This window comes from Telluribacter sp. (assembly GCF_035998675.1).
GTDB lineage: Bacteria > Bacteroidota > Bacteroidia > Cytophagales > Spirosomataceae > Telluribacter.
Genome location: NZ_DASYHI010000007.1, coordinates 50684 through 66028, shown reverse-complemented (window position 1 = coordinate 66028; position 15345 = coordinate 50684). Strand labels below are relative to the sequence as shown.

Below are 15345 nucleotides of genomic sequence, written 5' to 3'. Positions count from 1 at the left end.
AGTGAAATAATCAAAACGCAAAACAGGCTCAGTCATGGTAGTGTTCGATTACAGGTTACCCAGTCCGGGCTTACGGGAATACGTCAGGCTGTTTCAGATTGTGGGATTTGAATTAAAGGAGGGGGAGACTATGCCCTGGAAACCCTACTGGCCCCGCCCCGAAAACTGCCTGTCATTCTATCCCCGAAAAACGGATATTATCCAATTTGCCGATGGCCATCGGGAAGAACGCAGGCACCGGGCCTCCGTCATGGGGCAGCCCTGCGTTATTACCAACCGACAACCGGGCCATAACTTCATGATGTTCCAGATCGTCTTTCAGCCGGGAGCACTGTTTCGGTTGACAGGCGTACCATCCAACCTGCTTACCAATCACTTCTTTGATGCCGAGGCTATTTTCTCTTCCGAAGTCAATCTGGTCAATGAACGACTGAGCAGCACCGACAACTACCTCGAGATGGTTGAGATCGTGGAGCAGTTTCTGTGGTACCAGATTCGGAAAGTAAAGTACGATGTCAGACCAGTTGATAAGGTTGGTCTGTACCTGATTTCACATGCGAAACCGGTATCAATGGACTGGCTGGCCCGGCAGGCCTGCCTGAGCCGGAAGCAGTTTTACCGAAAGTTCGTCGAACGTATGGGTGTGAGCCCAAAACTCTACTCCCGAATTGTCCAGTTTGATAATGCGGTAAAAATGAAAAACGCAAAACCGGATAAAGACTGGCTGAGCATTGCGCTTGAGCTGGGGTACTATGATTATCAGCACCTGGTAAAAGACTTCCGTGAATTTACCATCATGACTCCGGCAGCCTTTTACCAGCAGGACAGCAAAGCTCCCGAGCGAAAGTATGGATTTAAAGAGGTGTAGTTATCAGTCAACTTCCGGGCCTCCCTTCGTGACGAAGGGAGGCCTCTTTGTGCAAGTACAGAAAGTATAAAATTGGCAAACCCACATTTTAGGAGTAGTCCAATTCTGATTTTCTGACCATGCATCCCAACTCCATCCTCACTATCCGCCTGTTAGCGGGTACTTTATTAATGCTTCTTGCAAATATAAGCAGAGCCCAAAGTACCGCTCCCGGCCCTGTTCCTATCCGGGTTGACCTCACTAAAGAACTAGGCGAGGCAAAACCGATCTGGGCGTGGTTTGGCTACGATGAGCCGAACTATACCTACATGAAGGATGGCAAGAAGCTGCTCAGCGAAATCTCCCGGCTCAGCAAGGTACCGGTGTTTGTGAGGACGCATGGTCTACTGGTAACCGGCGACGGGGAGGCTGCCCTGAAGTGGGGCTCTACCAACGCCTACACCGAAGATGCCAACGGAAAACCCATCTACAACTGGACCATCGTAGACAAGATTTTTGATACTTATATAGAGCGTGGAATGAAGCCTATGGCGCAGATCGGTTTTATGCCCGAAGCCCTGTCTGCCAAGCCCCAGCCCTACCGGCACTACTGGAAGCCCGGCGACAACTACAACGACATCTATACCGGCTGGGCGTACCCACCCAAAGACTACGCGAAATTTGCGGAACTGGTGTACCAGTGGGTACGGCATTCGGTGGAGCGGTACGGGAAGCAGGAGGTGGAGTCGTGGTATTGGGAGCTCTGGAACGAGCCGAACATCGGGTACTGGAAAGGTACTACCGAAGAATACATCAAGCTGTACGACTATACCGCCGACGCCGTCAAACGTGCCCTGCCCACGGCTAAGATTGGCGGCCCCGAGGTGACGGGCCCTAACTGGGATGTGTCGGCCAAGTTTATGAAAGCCTTCCTGGACCATGTCGTAAGCGGGAAGAACTACGTAACCGGCAAAACCGGCTCCCCCCTGGACTTCATCACCTTCCATGCCAAGGGCGCACCCAAGGTAGTTGATGGCATAGTACAAATGAATATGGGTACGCAGCTACGCGATATTGATAAAGGTTTTGAAATTGTAGCCTCCTTCCCCACGCTGAAAAAACTACCTATCATTATTGGTGAGTCTGATCCGGAAGGCTGCGCGGCCTGCTCCGAAGATCTTCATCCGCAGAATGCCTACCGCAACGGTACCATGTACTCCAGCTACACGGCCGCTTCCTTTGCCCGCAAGCACGAGCTGGCCGATGCCCGCGGCGTCAATCTGCTGGGAGCCGTTACCTGGGCCTTTGAATTTGAAAATCAGCCCTGGTTTCGGGGATTCCGGGACCTGGCCACCAACGGAGTAGACAAGCCCGTCCTCAACGTGTTCCGGATGTTTGGGATGATGTCCGGCAAACGGGTGCAGGTACAGCAGGAACTGGCCTATAACGTCCAAAAGGTAAAAAATGAAAGCGTGAGGGGCGAAGCCGACATCAATGCCTACGCGACCAAGGGAGCTCAGGAAGCCGCCGTGATGGTCTGGCACTACCACGACGACAACAAGCTTGATCCGACCGCCCCGGTTTCTGTTCAGCTCAAAGGCGTACCCGCCCGACGGGTACTGGTACATCACTACCGGATCGACCAACAGCACAGCAACTCCTACGAAGTCTGGAAAAGTATGGGCTCTCCCCAGAACCCCACGGCCGGGCAAATAGCCACTCTGGAAAAAGCAGGCCAATTGCAGGCCTATGCTTCCCCGACCTGGATGGATGTCAAAAACGGCTTGCTCCAGCTCGATTTTCCGCTGCCTCGCCAGGGAGTATCGCTGATCAAGGTTAGCTGGTAACCCCTTTATTTTATCCGAAAGTATTGTTTTAGAAGCAAGCCATTATAACCGATAAACAAGTACCTAATCGATCTCCATGGAACCCATCTCTGAAAAAACCGTAGCCCCCTCTCGCTGGTACCGCCTGATTCCGATTGCTTTTATTACGTACAGCCTGGCCTACCTCGACCGGGCCAACTATGGCTTTGGCGCGGCGGGTGGAATGGCCGAGGATTTGGGCATTACGCCGGGCATGTCTTCCCTGCTGGGGTCGTTGTTCTTTCTGGGGTACTTCTTCTTTCAGGTACCGGGTGCCATTTACGCCGAAAAGCGGAGCGCCCGGAAGTTGATCTTCTGGTCGCTGATCCTGTGGGGCGCACTGGCCACGGCCACCGGAATAGCCAGTAATGTCAATGCGCTGATTGGTATACGGTTTATGCTGGGCGTAGTGGAAAGTGCGGTTATGCCGGCCATGCTGCTGTTCCTGAGCCGGTGGTTTACCAAGTCGGAACGCTCCCGGGCCAATACCTTTCTGATTTTGGGCAATCCGGCTACTATTCTCTGGATGTCGGTCTTGTCGGGCTACCTCATTGATGCCGTGGGCTGGCGCTGGATGTTTATTCTGGAAGGAATTCCCGCCGTTATCTGGGCGTTTTTCTGGTGGCGACTGGTCGATGACAAACCCCAAAATGCCAACTGGCTAACCGAATCTGAAAAACTGGCGCTGGAAGAAAAGTTACAGCAGGAGCAGCAGGGTATAAAACCCGTCCGGAACTACGCCGAAGCGTTCAAATCAAAGATTGTAATCTGGCTCTGCCTGCAGTACGCCCTCTGGAGCATTGGGGTCTATGGCTTTGTCATGTGGCTGCCCTCCATCCTGAATTCCGCCCCGGATATGAACATTATCAAAACGGGCTGGCTGTCGTCGGTACCCTATGTACTGGCTATCATAGGTATGCTGGGGGCCTCCTACTACTCCGACAAAACCCTGAACCGAAAAATTTTCGTCTGGCCGTTCCTGCTCCTCGGCGCGGTGGCTTTTTACGGCTCTTACCTGTTGGGTGCCAGTTACTTCTGGTGGTCGTTTGTGCTGCTGGTCATTGCGGGTGGTGCTATGTACGCTCCCTACGGACCCTTTTTCGCTATTATTCCCGACCTGCTCCCCCGTAACGTAGCCGGTGGAGCTATGGCCCTGATCAACAGCTTCGGCGCGTTGGGCTCTTTTGTGGGTGCCTATATAGTAGGATATCTTAATGGTACCACCGGTGGGTTTGGGGCGTCCTATATCTTTATGGCCGGTTCCTTGTTCCTTTCGGCCCTGGTTACCTTAATAGCTGTCCGGAAGCCGGAAGAGCGGAAGAAGGCAGCCAAAGTACTTCCGACCTGAGCCTGGTACTTACTTCCTGCTTCTCTTTATTTGTAGGTACTATAAAAAATATTTAACTTGTAGGTACTATATTTCAGGCCATCCACTCCAAGTTGTTTGCCCTATGAAACCTTGCCTACTGGTTTTGCTGCTTACTGGTTTATTGGCGAGCCCTCAGGTACCTGCCCAAAATACGGCAACCAGGTGGTACCTTACACCCAATGTAAATTTATACCTGCCCAAAGGCAATTCGTACAAGGACGTTTTTCCGCTTATCTCGGTTAACCGGGAGGAAACTCCGAGGGTACTTGTTGGTGGTTTTGGTTTGGGAGGCGCGGTACTTAGTCCGGTAGCCTGGAATCTCAAACTAAAAGCACAGGCCAATCTTTCAAAAAATACCTACTGGGACTCACCCCTGGACGTAAGAGCGGCCAACGGACTCTCGCGGGGTGAATTTCGGGGGGAAGCCTCCGACTATAACCTGGGCTTCACCGGTACTTTCCAGTATAGTTTGACCGAGCAGCTTTCGGTGGGGACGGGCGTAGGGGGACGGTTTCTGCTGATTTCACTGGCCCGCATGCCGGACTTTGAAAATTTGACCCGACTTACCCGGGGAGGGCTTTATAAAAATAAACACTACCGGCGGTTTGTTCCGGTGGTACCCGTTGAATTTTCCTATAAACTGAGCGAAATCATCCTTAACCTCAGGTATGAAGTTGGGTTGACGAGTAATATGAAGTGGAAATACCGAAAATCCATCCCGGACAAAAATGACCTGCTGGTACTGGAAGTAGGTATTCCGTTTCGTTAAGCAGCATGGTGGGTTAGTTCGTTAACCGCTGGTTAGTGGAACAGTGTTTCCCGAGATAGCCGGAGGTAGCTTCTCTTCCGCTATTGATCAGCCTTTCCTTTTGCGCGGGCGATAACCGTTTTATTCGCGGTGTTATCCCCACGGAAGAAACGGAAATGGATCTTGCCCAGTCTTCCTCGGTAAGCTCGTTCCGATTTAGATTTTCCAGAATCAGGACATAAAAAGCCGAAACGTAATCCTGCATATTTTTTATTTCCAATGAGGCCAGTTCCCTGGAAGTCGAATCATTCTGAATCTGCAGGTCTGAGTCTATGCGTATTCCCAGCGTTTTAAAATCGGGAATCCGATGCTTTCTATTGGTTGAATCGGTCAGCACCTGGTCAAATAAAAATATGGGAAAATTGCCAAGTAATCCACCGTCTACCACAACATCAAGTTTCTGGGTAGGGTCAGCCTTTTTATGTACCGCTCCGGTACTATCAATCAAAACAGCTTTAAAATAAAACGGTATTGACATCGAAATCCGGACCGCATCCTTAATTTTCATGCGTGGATAACTCTCCTTCGAAAATACAATCAACTTTTGTTTATTGAGGCAGGTACCCGTCACGTACAGGTCTTTGTAGCCCTTTTGGCTGAGTTCCTCAAAAGTTATATCGGGGTTTCCGGTTTTTGATTCAATAATGTCAGACAGCCATTTTGTAAATGCGTCGCCCCGGTACCAACCGTACATTTTATTCAGCCGCACCAGTCCTCCGAAAAAAAGAAAACGGCCATCGTTAAACTTATTGAATTTGGTAGAAGCTATCAGGTCCGCGATTTCCCCGGAAGAATAACCCAAAGACACCATGAGTGCCGTAATTGCGCCGGCTGAAGTACCTCCAACTTTCTCTATTCCAACTAATTTATTGTCCTTATCGAGTTGTTCAATAACGCCTGCATAGGCAATTCCCCGGATTCCCGCTCCTTCAAATACAAGGTTACGGATATCACACTTTTGGGCGTGTATCTGAAAAGAAAATAAGAAAAGAGTGAAGATCAGTATTAGTCGATTCATAAAGCACAGACAATGCAATTAGATATAATTGGCAAGGTAACTACTATCATTTCATTTATTCCATAGCAGGATCACCATAGGCCGTGTTGGTACATTGTTTGCTCGGGAAATCCGCATAACTTTATGCTGAAAGCAAACCTTCCTTTATGAAAAAAAATATACTACTATTTCTCCTCTTTACTCTGCTCTGGGGCTGTAATGACAAACCTGGTATCCCAACCGAACCCGACAAAAAACTGAGGGTATTTCCAAACCTGGTCCAGGATGAAGTTTTTATTAATGTATCTAATCAGGATGGTGAAGAACTCACTTTACACGTATTTGATACATTTGGTAAAACTCTTTTTGAAAGTACCATTTCCTCTTCCCAAGCCTTCGCTGGTTTCAGACTTTCATTAGGCGATAAGCCCAAAGGGCAGTACCAGACCATCCTACGCTCCACTAAAACTTCCATTAACCAAAATTTTATTAAAATATGAAGTTTTTCTTCTACCTGGTTCTTTTGCTGGTACCGGGTATCCAGGCAATAGGTCAGACAAGTGACGCTAGCTGGTACATTACGGCCAATGGTAACCTATTCCTGCCTTCACAGAGTTCCGGCCGGGGTACTTATCCAATCTTATGGTACGACTCTTCTACCGAGCCTAAACTTTTGATTGGAGGTATAGGGGCTGGGGTTACCAAGATTCAGCCTCTCGGAAAAACTAACAGTTTGCGCCTACAGGCCAACCTCTCCCGGCATACTTACTGGGACGAAAGTTTACCGGTCACGACTCCGCAGGGCATCATCATCGGCCCATTCTATCGGGGTGGATCAGACTTCTGCATTGGGCTAACTGGAACTGCTCATCATAACCTGAGCGAAAGGTTTTCGGTAGGTACCGGCCTTGGTGTGCAGGCACTGCTTGTCTCACTTTCGCGTTTACCGGCCTATCAGGACAGATCGTTAGGGCATGTACAGGGCGTAATCGGAGTCAATAACCACTACAAGCGATTACAACCTGTTGTACCGGTCGAGCTTTCATTAAAACTTTCGAAATTATTGTTTACCATCAGGTATGAGTATGGCTTGCTGAATAGTCTCAAAGGTGATTTAAGCAAATACAAAACCGATAAGTACAGCCTGCTCGTCTTTGAGACAGGCATACTCCTGTAGTGATTTACGTGGTATCAACTATACGAAGGAGCCATCCTAAACATTCAAAACCTTAGGTACACTGCCCCACCCGCCGGGTACTGTGAACGTACACCCAGATGAAGGCTAACATTGTTTTGGGAGGAAGCATACGTAGTTATTATATAGATTTACAGCCTTGCATAATTGGCGAAACAAAATTACCCGCGCGACGGGAACAACTGCGCTGTGGCTTCCGGGGCGGGTAATAAATAATAGGCTTAAGCTTATTACCTGCAGGAATAGCTTTTATTTCATAGAGAGTACTTATGCGTCCTATATTTTTGATTACCAAGCACCAATTCCAGCCCCTTGCTTATTCACCCGGTACTACCGCTCTTTTCTGCCTCCTGATCCGAACGGGGTTATACCACAGCCAGAACCCACTCACAGAAAGCAGCAGTAAGCCCAAACCCAGCAGCGACGTATAGGTGAGTTTTACCTGTTCCCCATCCTGACCAATCCAGTAATCCAGGATAGATCCATCGTGTATTTTTTCGATGATATCGGAAGTACGGGTACTTACACTCAGTACTTCGCCCGTAGCGCAATCAAGCTGAAGTTCGGTAAAATGTCGGGCAAAGACTATTTTGGCGACTCCTTTCTGCGGCCTCACGTCAATACGGTCAATTTCAACGGGAAGGCCCAGCTCTATCCGCGCGTACTGCTGCGCTACCCGTTGAATACTATCCAGAGAAATCCAATGCTGGCTTTCACTGGTTACGCCGTTAGCGGTTTTGGGCAGTAGTTGTACCTGTTTTTTCCAGCCAAGCAGCAAACCGGTCCCGCCCACCAGGATCATAAACAGAAAGAGCGGCACCGCCAGCCATTTATGGATTTTGCGATACAGGCGAGTCCACTCCGCGATCCGCTGCGTAGGGGGAAGTGTGGGCATAGCTAAAAATTGAAGAGGAAACGATGCTATCAAAGTATTTTATCCCCAAAGAAAAGCATTTCCTGCCTCATTTCTGGTAGAAGCACCCCCTCGATTGTCAATCCCAGTGATTTATTAGACATTGTCAGTTTCCTCCTTCGGCAAAGGCCTTCCCTCCCGCAACCGACAAGTTAAAACCTTAGGTAGACTGCTCCACCGGCCGGGTACTGGCTGGGCAAGCCCAGTTGCAGGCTAACCCGTTTCTGCGGCGTTGCGTACTGATAATTGTACAAATTAACCGCCTTCCGAAGTTGCCGGAACGAAATAACCCGAGCTACCTGACCTCCCACTAAAAGTCCACTACCCAATAACAGATTTGTGCCGGCAGCATTGGTCATACTCGGATCGAGAATGGAGAGAAGTAATTGAACGAAACCAACATAAGCCAACACCCCCCCCCCGGTAGTAGCCGTGTACCAGATGATCCGGTTTTGCTGGTGCTTTCTGTACAGCTCCGGAAGCTGGGCATCGCGGGTAGCCAGAAAATAAGGTACTACCGCTTTTTGATTGAAGCTTTTCCTTCCTTCAATCGAGTAGGAATGGTAGCCCATGAACAAATAAGCAGGAACTCCCACCATCCCGCCAATAATGGAAACTGCCACCAGCCCCAGCTCTACCCGCATGGTGATGGGTGGCAAAATTCCAGAGAATGCCTGATCAGGATCTTTTTTCAGATCTGGTTCGGAAGAACGGGAAAGGCTGTCATTGGGTTCGATTGCAATCCGGGGAAGTGGCAACTCCTGGGCACCGGCAAAAAACGAAAGGAGGCATAGCCCCAGACTAAGCAGAAGTAAACGCATGAATAGATAGAGAGAGTGATTAGTTAGCTAAACATACAGCAAACCAAGCATTCAACCTACAATACCTGGCTAAATTTATCCAACGGTCATATCACAGCTGTTCGGTCTGCATTTTTCTCAATATTCAACTGTTATTTTTGAGTAAAAACAATAAGTTAAGCCGCTGAAAAGCTATTCCTACCAGGATTTTCAAAGTACCTGGCCTCCCATTATCCTCATTCAGGAATACGGTAATTAAGCCGCTTCGCTACCCCATCCTCCACCAAAGAAAATCATAGTTCGCTTTAATTCTAATCTATCCCTTCCCGCATTTTCCCTCTTCAAAAGATACACTTTAGGGCTATGTCTCTTTTACTGCTTAACCAGCACTACCTGGTTTTTATCGGCTTTGGCTACTTTTTTACGAAACTCCACCCAATTATTATAGTCATCGGCCGGGTACCGCCCCTTCTTCATAACAATCCGACGGTTGTAGGTCAGGGTACTTCCTGCTAGCCGTACCGACGATTCGTAGCTACCGAATTTGGAGTCAATCCTGGTTGGTTCGGGCAGGTACTCCGCTTTAAAATTTGTCGGAAGCTGAAACTCAAGGCTATCCTCATCAGCGAAATGGTTCAACAATTCGAATTCGTGCCGCCGGGCCGCGTTGGGAATGGGTACCGACCTGACCTGATTGAGCAGGTTGGGCGTCAGGAAAAGCCGGGTACCACTGCGGGTACCGGCATTACGGACCAGCAGTTGCAGGTTTTCTTCCACGGAAGGAAGTCGGCTCTGGGCTTCTGTTAGTTTAAAATCTTTGATTTCCACACTCGGTAAACTCAACGACTGCAGGAGCCATTTCTTCTGGTCTTCGGCTCCCAACGCGTGCAGTACACTGGCGCGTTCATCGTGCTGAAGTCCAGAATAGACGGTTTTCATGGCCACGGTAGCTCCGCCGTCCTCGGCCAGGTCAACCCGGGCCTGACGGCGTTGCAGATTTTCGAAGGGCTGATAGGCCGGCGTTTTCAACAGCTTGCCGCCTTCTTCGGTTATCAGCAGTACGTGGCGGTCGGAGGTGAAACTACCCAGGTACCCGAAGGGATTGTTCTGACTTGTACATTCCAGCCAGATGGTATCGCGCTCGGAAGGGAGGCACAAAAAAATGTGGTTGAACTGGAAGGAGGGAAAATCGGTGCGTATATCGTCCTCGTCTTCACCGGCCCGGACCAGGGCCGGGTAGGTTTTGACGCCTACTGCCTGTAACATAGCCCCCATGTAGGTAGTTAAGCCTTTGCAATCGCCGTAGCCCTTAGCCGCTACCTCGTCGGCGCGCATGGACTGCCACCCTCCTATGCCCAGCTGAATACTGACGTAACGGGTGTGGGACTGGAGGTACTCATAAATTTTCTGGGCTTTGTCGGTGGGGGCAGTTAGGTTTTTAGTCATTTCCTTCAGGGTACTTACCAAAGCCGGAGGCAGAGCCTGGCGGTCCTTGTTTAGCTCCCGGTAAAAAGTACCTACGTCTTTCCAGGTAGTAAGCCTGCCTTTGTATTGCTCTACCTCAAATTCCGTAGGACCCGTAATGACTTTGGGTAGTATCTGCTCAACATTAGGGGCGTAAGGCTCGGTTTGAAAGGGTCGGAGACCGGCTACTTCCCAGCGGTAAACGCTTCGCCCCCCTTCACTGGTGGCAGCCACTGGGTTTGGCATATTCTGCTCTTTATAGCGTAGCGTCAAGCCCGCAGGCATTGATACTATAAAGGTGCTTTTCTCAACGGAAGTACCATTCAACGAATACGGATACGGCTTCCAGGTAGGGTAAAACATCATGTTTCGGGTGGTATATTCGTACGAAAACGCCACCGTATAGGGATAATAGGGATGCTTCAGAACCGCTGCTTTGACATAGCTGTCATCAATGGAATTGTTACCCGAATTGGTACTGTAACTTTCAATATCGGCCCGCTTAAGTCGTTTAACGCGCTGGCCGGCCGCGTCATAAAGCTGGGCTTCCATATCGGTAACCTTTATGAATTTGCTGTATGGAATGGCCAGAGTCGAGAAAACCTCTCCCTGCTTGTCCAGAATAGTAATAGCGCCCCTGATCCGGGTCACGGCCTCGCCGGCATCCCGGACGTGGAACTCGGTGTCGTGGTACCTGACCACCGCGTGGGCCTCTATCAGCAAAGCCGCCGGAATGGAACCAGCCGAATAGTTCTGGGCCAGAATAGTTGAAGCCGCCACAATAGACAATACAATTCCTCTGATACAATGTAGTCGCATGAGTTGATCGAAGTAAAAGGGGCTTAATTGCTCTTTTTGAGTACTATCTGTTCATTATGCTTGGCAATAATCTGGTCGTAAAACTTCTTGAGAGCCCCGTACTCTTCGGCCTGATAAACCGCCTTACGCAGGTGTAAACGGCTGGTAACGGTTATCTGCTTTTCGTCCGATACTACCGCGTACAAAAAGCGGCCGCTGTTGTCCGGCAGATTCACCGTCACCGGTTTGGGCTGCTCAAGTACCCTGAAACCAGCCGGAACCTGATAGGTACCCACAAACACTTCTTCAATGGCGTGGCCGAAATCAACGGGAAAAGCCCGGCTTTCTGCTTTGAACGAATTATCCGTATGGCCTTCCGACAACATGGGTTTCAGGTAAATCATATCTCCGGCCTTGGTCGCGTAATCGTTTATGCTCAGCTCATAGATAGCATCCATGCCGGCATTCAGTTCCACCTGGTTTTTAAATTCGGCTTTTGTAATATTCCAGGTAGGCTTTCCGGTTTTTATACCATCTACAAACTTCTCCTGCCCTTCCTCCTTAAATTTTTTCTTGGCACTCCACCCACTATAACCTCCGTAGGACTTGGTAAATTTTCCCGTCAGCTCCCCATCTTCCCCAATAACCAATTCGGCTTTTTCCAGCTCCCGGTCCATTTCGATAGGCCATATATCCACAAAGCGAGGCGCTTTGGGGTGTACCAGCCAGCCCGTCTGGTTGAGACAATAAATAGGTAGCATACCTACCTTCAGAAACTCATCGGTAGCATCCAGCAATACATCTTTCTGCTTTATTTTCAGGTGCGCAACCAGGGCGTTGAACTGCTTCAGCATAGCGAAGTTTCTATTGACCCGGCCGTGCTGGCGGGTACTCAGGATGAGGGGATGGGCATCGTAGCCCATTTCGCGCAACAGCGCGACCAGCAGCAGGTTAATATCACCGGAGTCGCCTTCCCTTTGTTCCAGAATTTTTTTAATGTTTTTGGAATACAGGCTGGTTTCTCCATTCCACCTGACCTGTTGCTGAATGTACTTCATGGCAGCCTCCAGCTGGGCGGTCGTATCGGCCGACCCGGCCTTGATGCCAGCGGCCACGTCCTTGAGGAAATTAGTTTTCTCCAGCTGTTTTCCCAGGTAATCACTACCCAGTAGGGTTTTGTTCAAGTCATCCCAGCTCATGGAGTAATTCTTGATATAGGTACCCGGGATATTGACCTGAGTAAGCTCAAAATTAACCCTGGAGATATAATCAGAATAGGTGGTAATGTAGGGTTCGTTGCGGAAAGCAGGAGCATCCCTGACGACAAAGCGGTAAGCAACGCCCGTATTGCCCAGATTTTCTAGATTAATATCCACGGGCTTGTTTTCATTGACATGCAGGCCCAGGTACCCCGACAAAATCATGCGGTAGTAAAGCGTATTGGGAATGGTAATCCGGTATTCGCTCCACACCACCGGGTGTTCCCCCTGAAAAGTCCAGGTCTTGGGATTTTGATTAATGGACAAAGGGGTTTTTATTTCGTAGGTATATTCTATCACCGACCCCTCCTTTACATTAGGCAGCGTGAATTTCTGGTAGGAAAACCCTTCCGATGACTTCTCGTTAAAAATCATGTCTTTGGTAAGGCTTTCCTGTTTTATCTGGCCGTTTTCCAGGTTATAGGTATAGCCTTTGATGCCGGAAATCAACTCGGAATTATTTTTGCTATCGCGGAAGTACTTAAGACTGACGGTAGCGTTGTCATAAGCCGATTTTTTCAGGATTTTAATGCGTCCGTGGTACTTGAGCCGGATATAAATATCGTTACCCAAGATGTGAAAATCGGTTTCGCCGTAATCATAAAGTGCTACGGCGTCGGCGGAAGAGTCTTTCGGATAGCTCTTCATCTGAAGGTCTTCCAGGTTGATTTTACCAAATTTGACCTGGGAGTCCTGGGCATAGGTTGCCAGGAAATTGAGGCATAGCCCCAGACTTAGCAGAAGTAAACGCATGAATAGATAGAGAGAGTGATTAGTTAGCTAAACATACAGCAAACCAAGCATTCAACCTACAATACCTGGCTAAATTTATCCAACGGTAGTTTTCCCATTATTCAACTGCTATTTTTAAGTAAAAACAATAAGGTAAGCCGCTGAAAAGCTATTCCTACCAGGATTTTCAAAGTACCTGGCCTCCCATTATCCTCATTCACGAAAACGGTAATTAAGCCGCTTCACTACGCCATTCTCCACCACTTCCAGTTCCACGCCTGAGGTACCTACGGAAGGCTCCCCGATGACTCGGGCACTTACGTTCGGAAGGGTACCCTGGTAGGGAACGACTACGGTAACAAAGCGCAGGCCTGGACTGCTCTGGCTTTTTGCAGACCGGTACCTGAAAGCGGGTCTTGGTTCTTTTTTGGTATAAACAAAGGAAACCTGTCCCTGCTCCTCTTCTAGCTTCAGGCCCGGCTGCGCGGCCATTTGCACCAGGACGTTCCAGCCTTCTTTGAAATCACTACGCACCGAGTACTTACTATTGTCAAAAACAGCAGCGCCCGGAGCCAACTGGAAATGCAGATCTACGTCGCCCGTACCTGTCCCGATGGCTTCATCAATGATTACAAAGTACTTTTTGTCCACAAACAGGACCGCCCGCCGGTGGACCAAGTCCGGGTAGCTCTTATTTTCCACCACCAGTACGTCCGTATCTTTCCCGGGGTTCCAGAGTAGTAGTTGGGGAGAGTAGGCGGAGTTAGCTCCGTTCAGCGTTAGGGTCTGGTGTACTTTAGTCTGGCGGAACCACCGGCGTCCTTCGGGATCACCGCTGTAAATGTAGCTGCCAGCGTCGGGCATCAGGTGGCGGCCACCGGCGTACAACTCAAAGGTACCGTTGTCGGGCTGGCTGTGGCCACCACCGTCGGGGCCACATTTAAGTACCAGGCAGATAGCGTCGGAATTCCAACTACTACGCAAGGAATAGAGACCACTATATGGGTAAACATAGGCAGTAGAGTCGGGTCGGGTACCTTCCCGCCCTTCGGTAGCAACATAAAGAAAATCAGGTCGGTTAAAAAGCTTTGCCCACTCCCGGAGTTGTTTATAGTACTGCCCAGGAGCACCCGACCAGGCATCACCGAACTGAGGGGTGCTTCCATCTGGAAAAGCGAGCTTCATGGGTACCTCGCACATTTTTTTTATTATTTTAATATACGAAGGGGGAAATGCCTCCGGCTGTCCGTTGAGCCGGGCTAGTTCGTAGGTTCGCATAAACCAGCCAATACAGCCCATGTGGTAGCCAAAGGCCAGCTCCCGCTGGTGCCCGTCGGGGTATACCTGGTTGGTGATCTCTTTATTCAGCCGCCGGATGGCCTCTTCGCTCCATTTTTTTGAATCCCGAAACTCCGGAAAAGTCATGGCAATAAAGGCCATTCCCTCGGCTTCCATCAGCCCCCAGTTACTCCCCTTGCTGTACTTGGTCATCAGGTAGGTACTATGGTCGTGGCAGCTATTGAGAAAAGCCACCAGTACCTCGGGTGTGAAATGGGGCGATTCTAAAAAATATTGAAAGAGGCCCGTCCAGCGGTAGCCGCGGATACCCGCTTCAATGGAACGCCAGGCGTAGGCATGCTGCTCGTCGCGGGGATTTTTACGGGTCCAATCCAGGAGCTGAGCAGACCACTCCTGAGCGTACTTTTCGTCGCCGGTATGCCAGTAGGCTTTACCCAGTGCATCCCAAAAACTCATGCGGTTCAGTTGCCAGATCCACTCCTTGTCGGGATAGGGATTGGTAGCCCAATTAATATCGTCGCCCACAAAGTGGGACGGGTAGGCGGGCTGCCCAACGAATATATGTTTCAGGGCATCGTTAGCGATTTGGATATCTTTTTCGCTGGCGCTTTTGCCCCTCATGGCAGTCCGGGCTGACCGGTCGACCGGATGCTTTACCGAGGTACGGTTCCGGTAGTAGGTCAGCAGTTCTTTGGCAACCAGGGCAGGGTCATGGGCAGAAGCCTTTACTTTTTCCAGTCCGGGCGCATCCAGGTTCAGCCGGGACAGGAGTTTCGAAATCTCGGCCTTGTTGTCAGTTTTTCCCTGATCCCTATCCGCTAGCACAACGCTAAATATTCCGGTCCCAAAAAAGAAGCAGATCAGCAGGATTACCTGGAAAATAAACTTCCTGGCAGACTTTTGAGGAGCCGTAAGAACTTTATATCTTTTCATGGTAAATAACTTATTACTGGTTGAAGAAGGGAGGATTTCTTTCAAACTACTTAAAGAACTTGCTAT

At 49.6% G+C, this 15345-nt stretch carries 12 protein-coding genes; 6 read left to right on the top strand and 6 right to left on the bottom strand.

Annotated elements, in window-relative coordinates; translation table 11 throughout:
* Nucleotides 1-34: 34 nt before the first annotated feature.
* The 4 genes from VGN67_RS02295 (at nucleotide 35) to VGN67_RS02280 (ending at nucleotide 4850) form a co-directional block, all read left to right on the top strand.
* On the top strand, nucleotides 35-868 hold the full coding sequence (locus VGN67_RS02295; protein ID WP_327485149.1) for a helix-turn-helix domain-containing protein: 834 nt from the start codon (nucleotides 35-37) through the stop codon (nucleotides 866-868).
* 170 nt (nucleotides 869-1038) lie between these two features.
* On the top strand, nucleotides 1039-2694 hold the full coding sequence (locus tag VGN67_RS02290) for a GH39 family glycosyl hydrolase (protein WP_327485148.1): 1656 nt from the start codon (nucleotides 1039-1041) through the stop codon (nucleotides 2692-2694).
* A 76-nt stretch (nucleotides 2695-2770) separates the two neighbouring features.
* Nucleotides 2771-4060 carry an MFS transporter gene (locus VGN67_RS02285; RefSeq protein WP_327485147.1) on the top strand — a complete coding sequence of 430 codons (1290 nt, stop codon included), beginning with the start codon at nucleotides 2771-2773 and terminating at the stop codon, nucleotides 4058-4060.
* Between the two features lie 103 nt (nucleotides 4061-4163).
* Nucleotides 4164-4850, top strand: a complete 687-nt coding sequence (locus tag VGN67_RS02280; RefSeq protein ID WP_327485146.1) for a hypothetical protein — start codon at nucleotides 4164-4166, stop codon at nucleotides 4848-4850.
* A gap of 13 nt (nucleotides 4851-4863) precedes the next feature.
* Here VGN67_RS02280 and VGN67_RS02275 read toward each other — a convergent pair whose 3' ends face one another.
* Complete coding sequence (locus VGN67_RS02275; protein ID WP_327485145.1) at nucleotides 4864-5907, bottom strand: patatin-like phospholipase family protein; 1044 nt, start codon at nucleotides 5905-5907, stop codon at nucleotides 4864-4866.
* A 146-nt stretch (nucleotides 5908-6053) separates the two neighbouring features.
* On the opposite strand from VGN67_RS02275, the gene VGN67_RS02270 reads away from it, so the two are divergent.
* Nucleotides 6054-6386 carry a hypothetical protein gene (locus VGN67_RS02270; RefSeq protein ID WP_327485144.1) on the top strand — a complete coding sequence of 111 codons (333 nt, stop codon included), beginning with the start codon at nucleotides 6054-6056 and terminating at the stop codon, nucleotides 6384-6386.
* Nucleotides 6383-7063 carry a hypothetical protein gene (locus VGN67_RS02265; protein ID WP_327485143.1) on the top strand — a complete coding sequence of 227 codons (681 nt, stop codon included), beginning with the start codon at nucleotides 6383-6385 and terminating at the stop codon, nucleotides 7061-7063. Before VGN67_RS02270 ends, VGN67_RS02265 begins: the two co-directional genes overlap by 4 nt.
* A 334-nt stretch (nucleotides 7064-7397) precedes the next feature.
* Here VGN67_RS02265 and VGN67_RS02260 read toward each other — a convergent pair whose 3' ends face one another.
* The 5 genes from VGN67_RS02260 to VGN67_RS02240 form a co-directional block, all read right to left on the bottom strand.
* On the bottom strand, nucleotides 7398-7976 hold the full coding sequence (locus VGN67_RS02260; protein WP_327485142.1) for a PepSY domain-containing protein: 579 nt from the start codon (nucleotides 7974-7976) through the stop codon (nucleotides 7398-7400).
* A 170-nt stretch (nucleotides 7977-8146) separates the two neighbouring features.
* Entirely contained in the window at nucleotides 8147-8815 is a 669-nt protein-coding gene (locus tag VGN67_RS02255; protein ID WP_327485141.1) for a hypothetical protein, read from the bottom strand.
* 351 nt (nucleotides 8816-9166) lie between these two features.
* On the bottom strand, nucleotides 9167-11077 hold the full coding sequence (locus tag VGN67_RS02250; RefSeq protein ID WP_327485140.1) for a DUF3857 domain-containing transglutaminase family protein: 1911 nt from the start codon (nucleotides 11075-11077) through the stop codon (nucleotides 9167-9169).
* A gap of 23 nt (nucleotides 11078-11100) precedes the next feature.
* Complete coding sequence (locus VGN67_RS02245; protein WP_327485139.1) at nucleotides 11101-13068, bottom strand: DUF3857 domain-containing protein; 1968 nt, start codon at nucleotides 13066-13068, stop codon at nucleotides 11101-11103.
* Nucleotides 13069-13260: 192 nt separating this feature from the next.
* Complete coding sequence (locus VGN67_RS02240) at nucleotides 13261-15279, bottom strand: alginate lyase family protein (RefSeq protein WP_327485138.1); 2019 nt, start codon at nucleotides 15277-15279, stop codon at nucleotides 13261-13263.
* Nucleotides 15280-15345 lie beyond the last annotated feature (66 nt).

Excerpts from the sequence above, each read along its gene's own strand:
- VGN67_RS02260 (WP_327485142.1), bottom strand. The coding sequence starts at position 7,976 with ATGCCCACACTTCCCCCTACGCAGCGGATCGCGGAGTGGACTCGCCTG.
- VGN67_RS02285 (WP_327485147.1), top strand. The coding sequence starts at position 2,771 with ATGGAACCCATCTCTGAAAAAACCGTAGCCCCCTCTCGCTGGTACCGC.
- VGN67_RS02295 (WP_327485149.1), top strand. The coding sequence starts at position 35 with ATGGTAGTGTTCGATTACAGGTTACCCAGTCCGGGCTTACGGGAATAC.
- VGN67_RS02240 (WP_327485138.1), bottom strand. The coding sequence starts at position 15,279 with ATGAAAAGATATAAAGTTCTTACGGCTCCTCAAAAGTCTGCCAGGAAG.
- VGN67_RS02290 (WP_327485148.1), top strand. The coding sequence starts at position 1,039 with ATGCTTCTTGCAAATATAAGCAGAGCCCAAAGTACCGCTCCCGGCCCT.
- VGN67_RS02280 (WP_327485146.1), top strand. The coding sequence starts at position 4,164 with ATGAAACCTTGCCTACTGGTTTTGCTGCTTACTGGTTTATTGGCGAGC.
- VGN67_RS02275 (WP_327485145.1), bottom strand. The coding sequence starts at position 5,907 with ATGAATCGACTAATACTGATCTTCACTCTTTTCTTATTTTCTTTTCAG.
- VGN67_RS02245 (WP_327485139.1), bottom strand. The coding sequence starts at position 13,068 with ATGCGTTTACTTCTGCTAAGTCTGGGGCTATGCCTCAATTTCCTGGCA.
- VGN67_RS02255 (WP_327485141.1), bottom strand. The coding sequence starts at position 8,815 with ATGCGTTTACTTCTGCTTAGTCTGGGGCTATGCCTCCTTTCGTTTTTT.
- VGN67_RS02250 (WP_327485140.1), bottom strand. The coding sequence starts at position 11,077 with ATGCGACTACATTGTATCAGAGGAATTGTATTGTCTATTGTGGCGGCT.
- VGN67_RS02270 (WP_327485144.1), top strand. The coding sequence starts at position 6,054 with ATGAAAAAAAATATACTACTATTTCTCCTCTTTACTCTGCTCTGGGGC.
- VGN67_RS02265 (WP_327485143.1), top strand. The coding sequence starts at position 6,383 with ATGAAGTTTTTCTTCTACCTGGTTCTTTTGCTGGTACCGGGTATCCAG.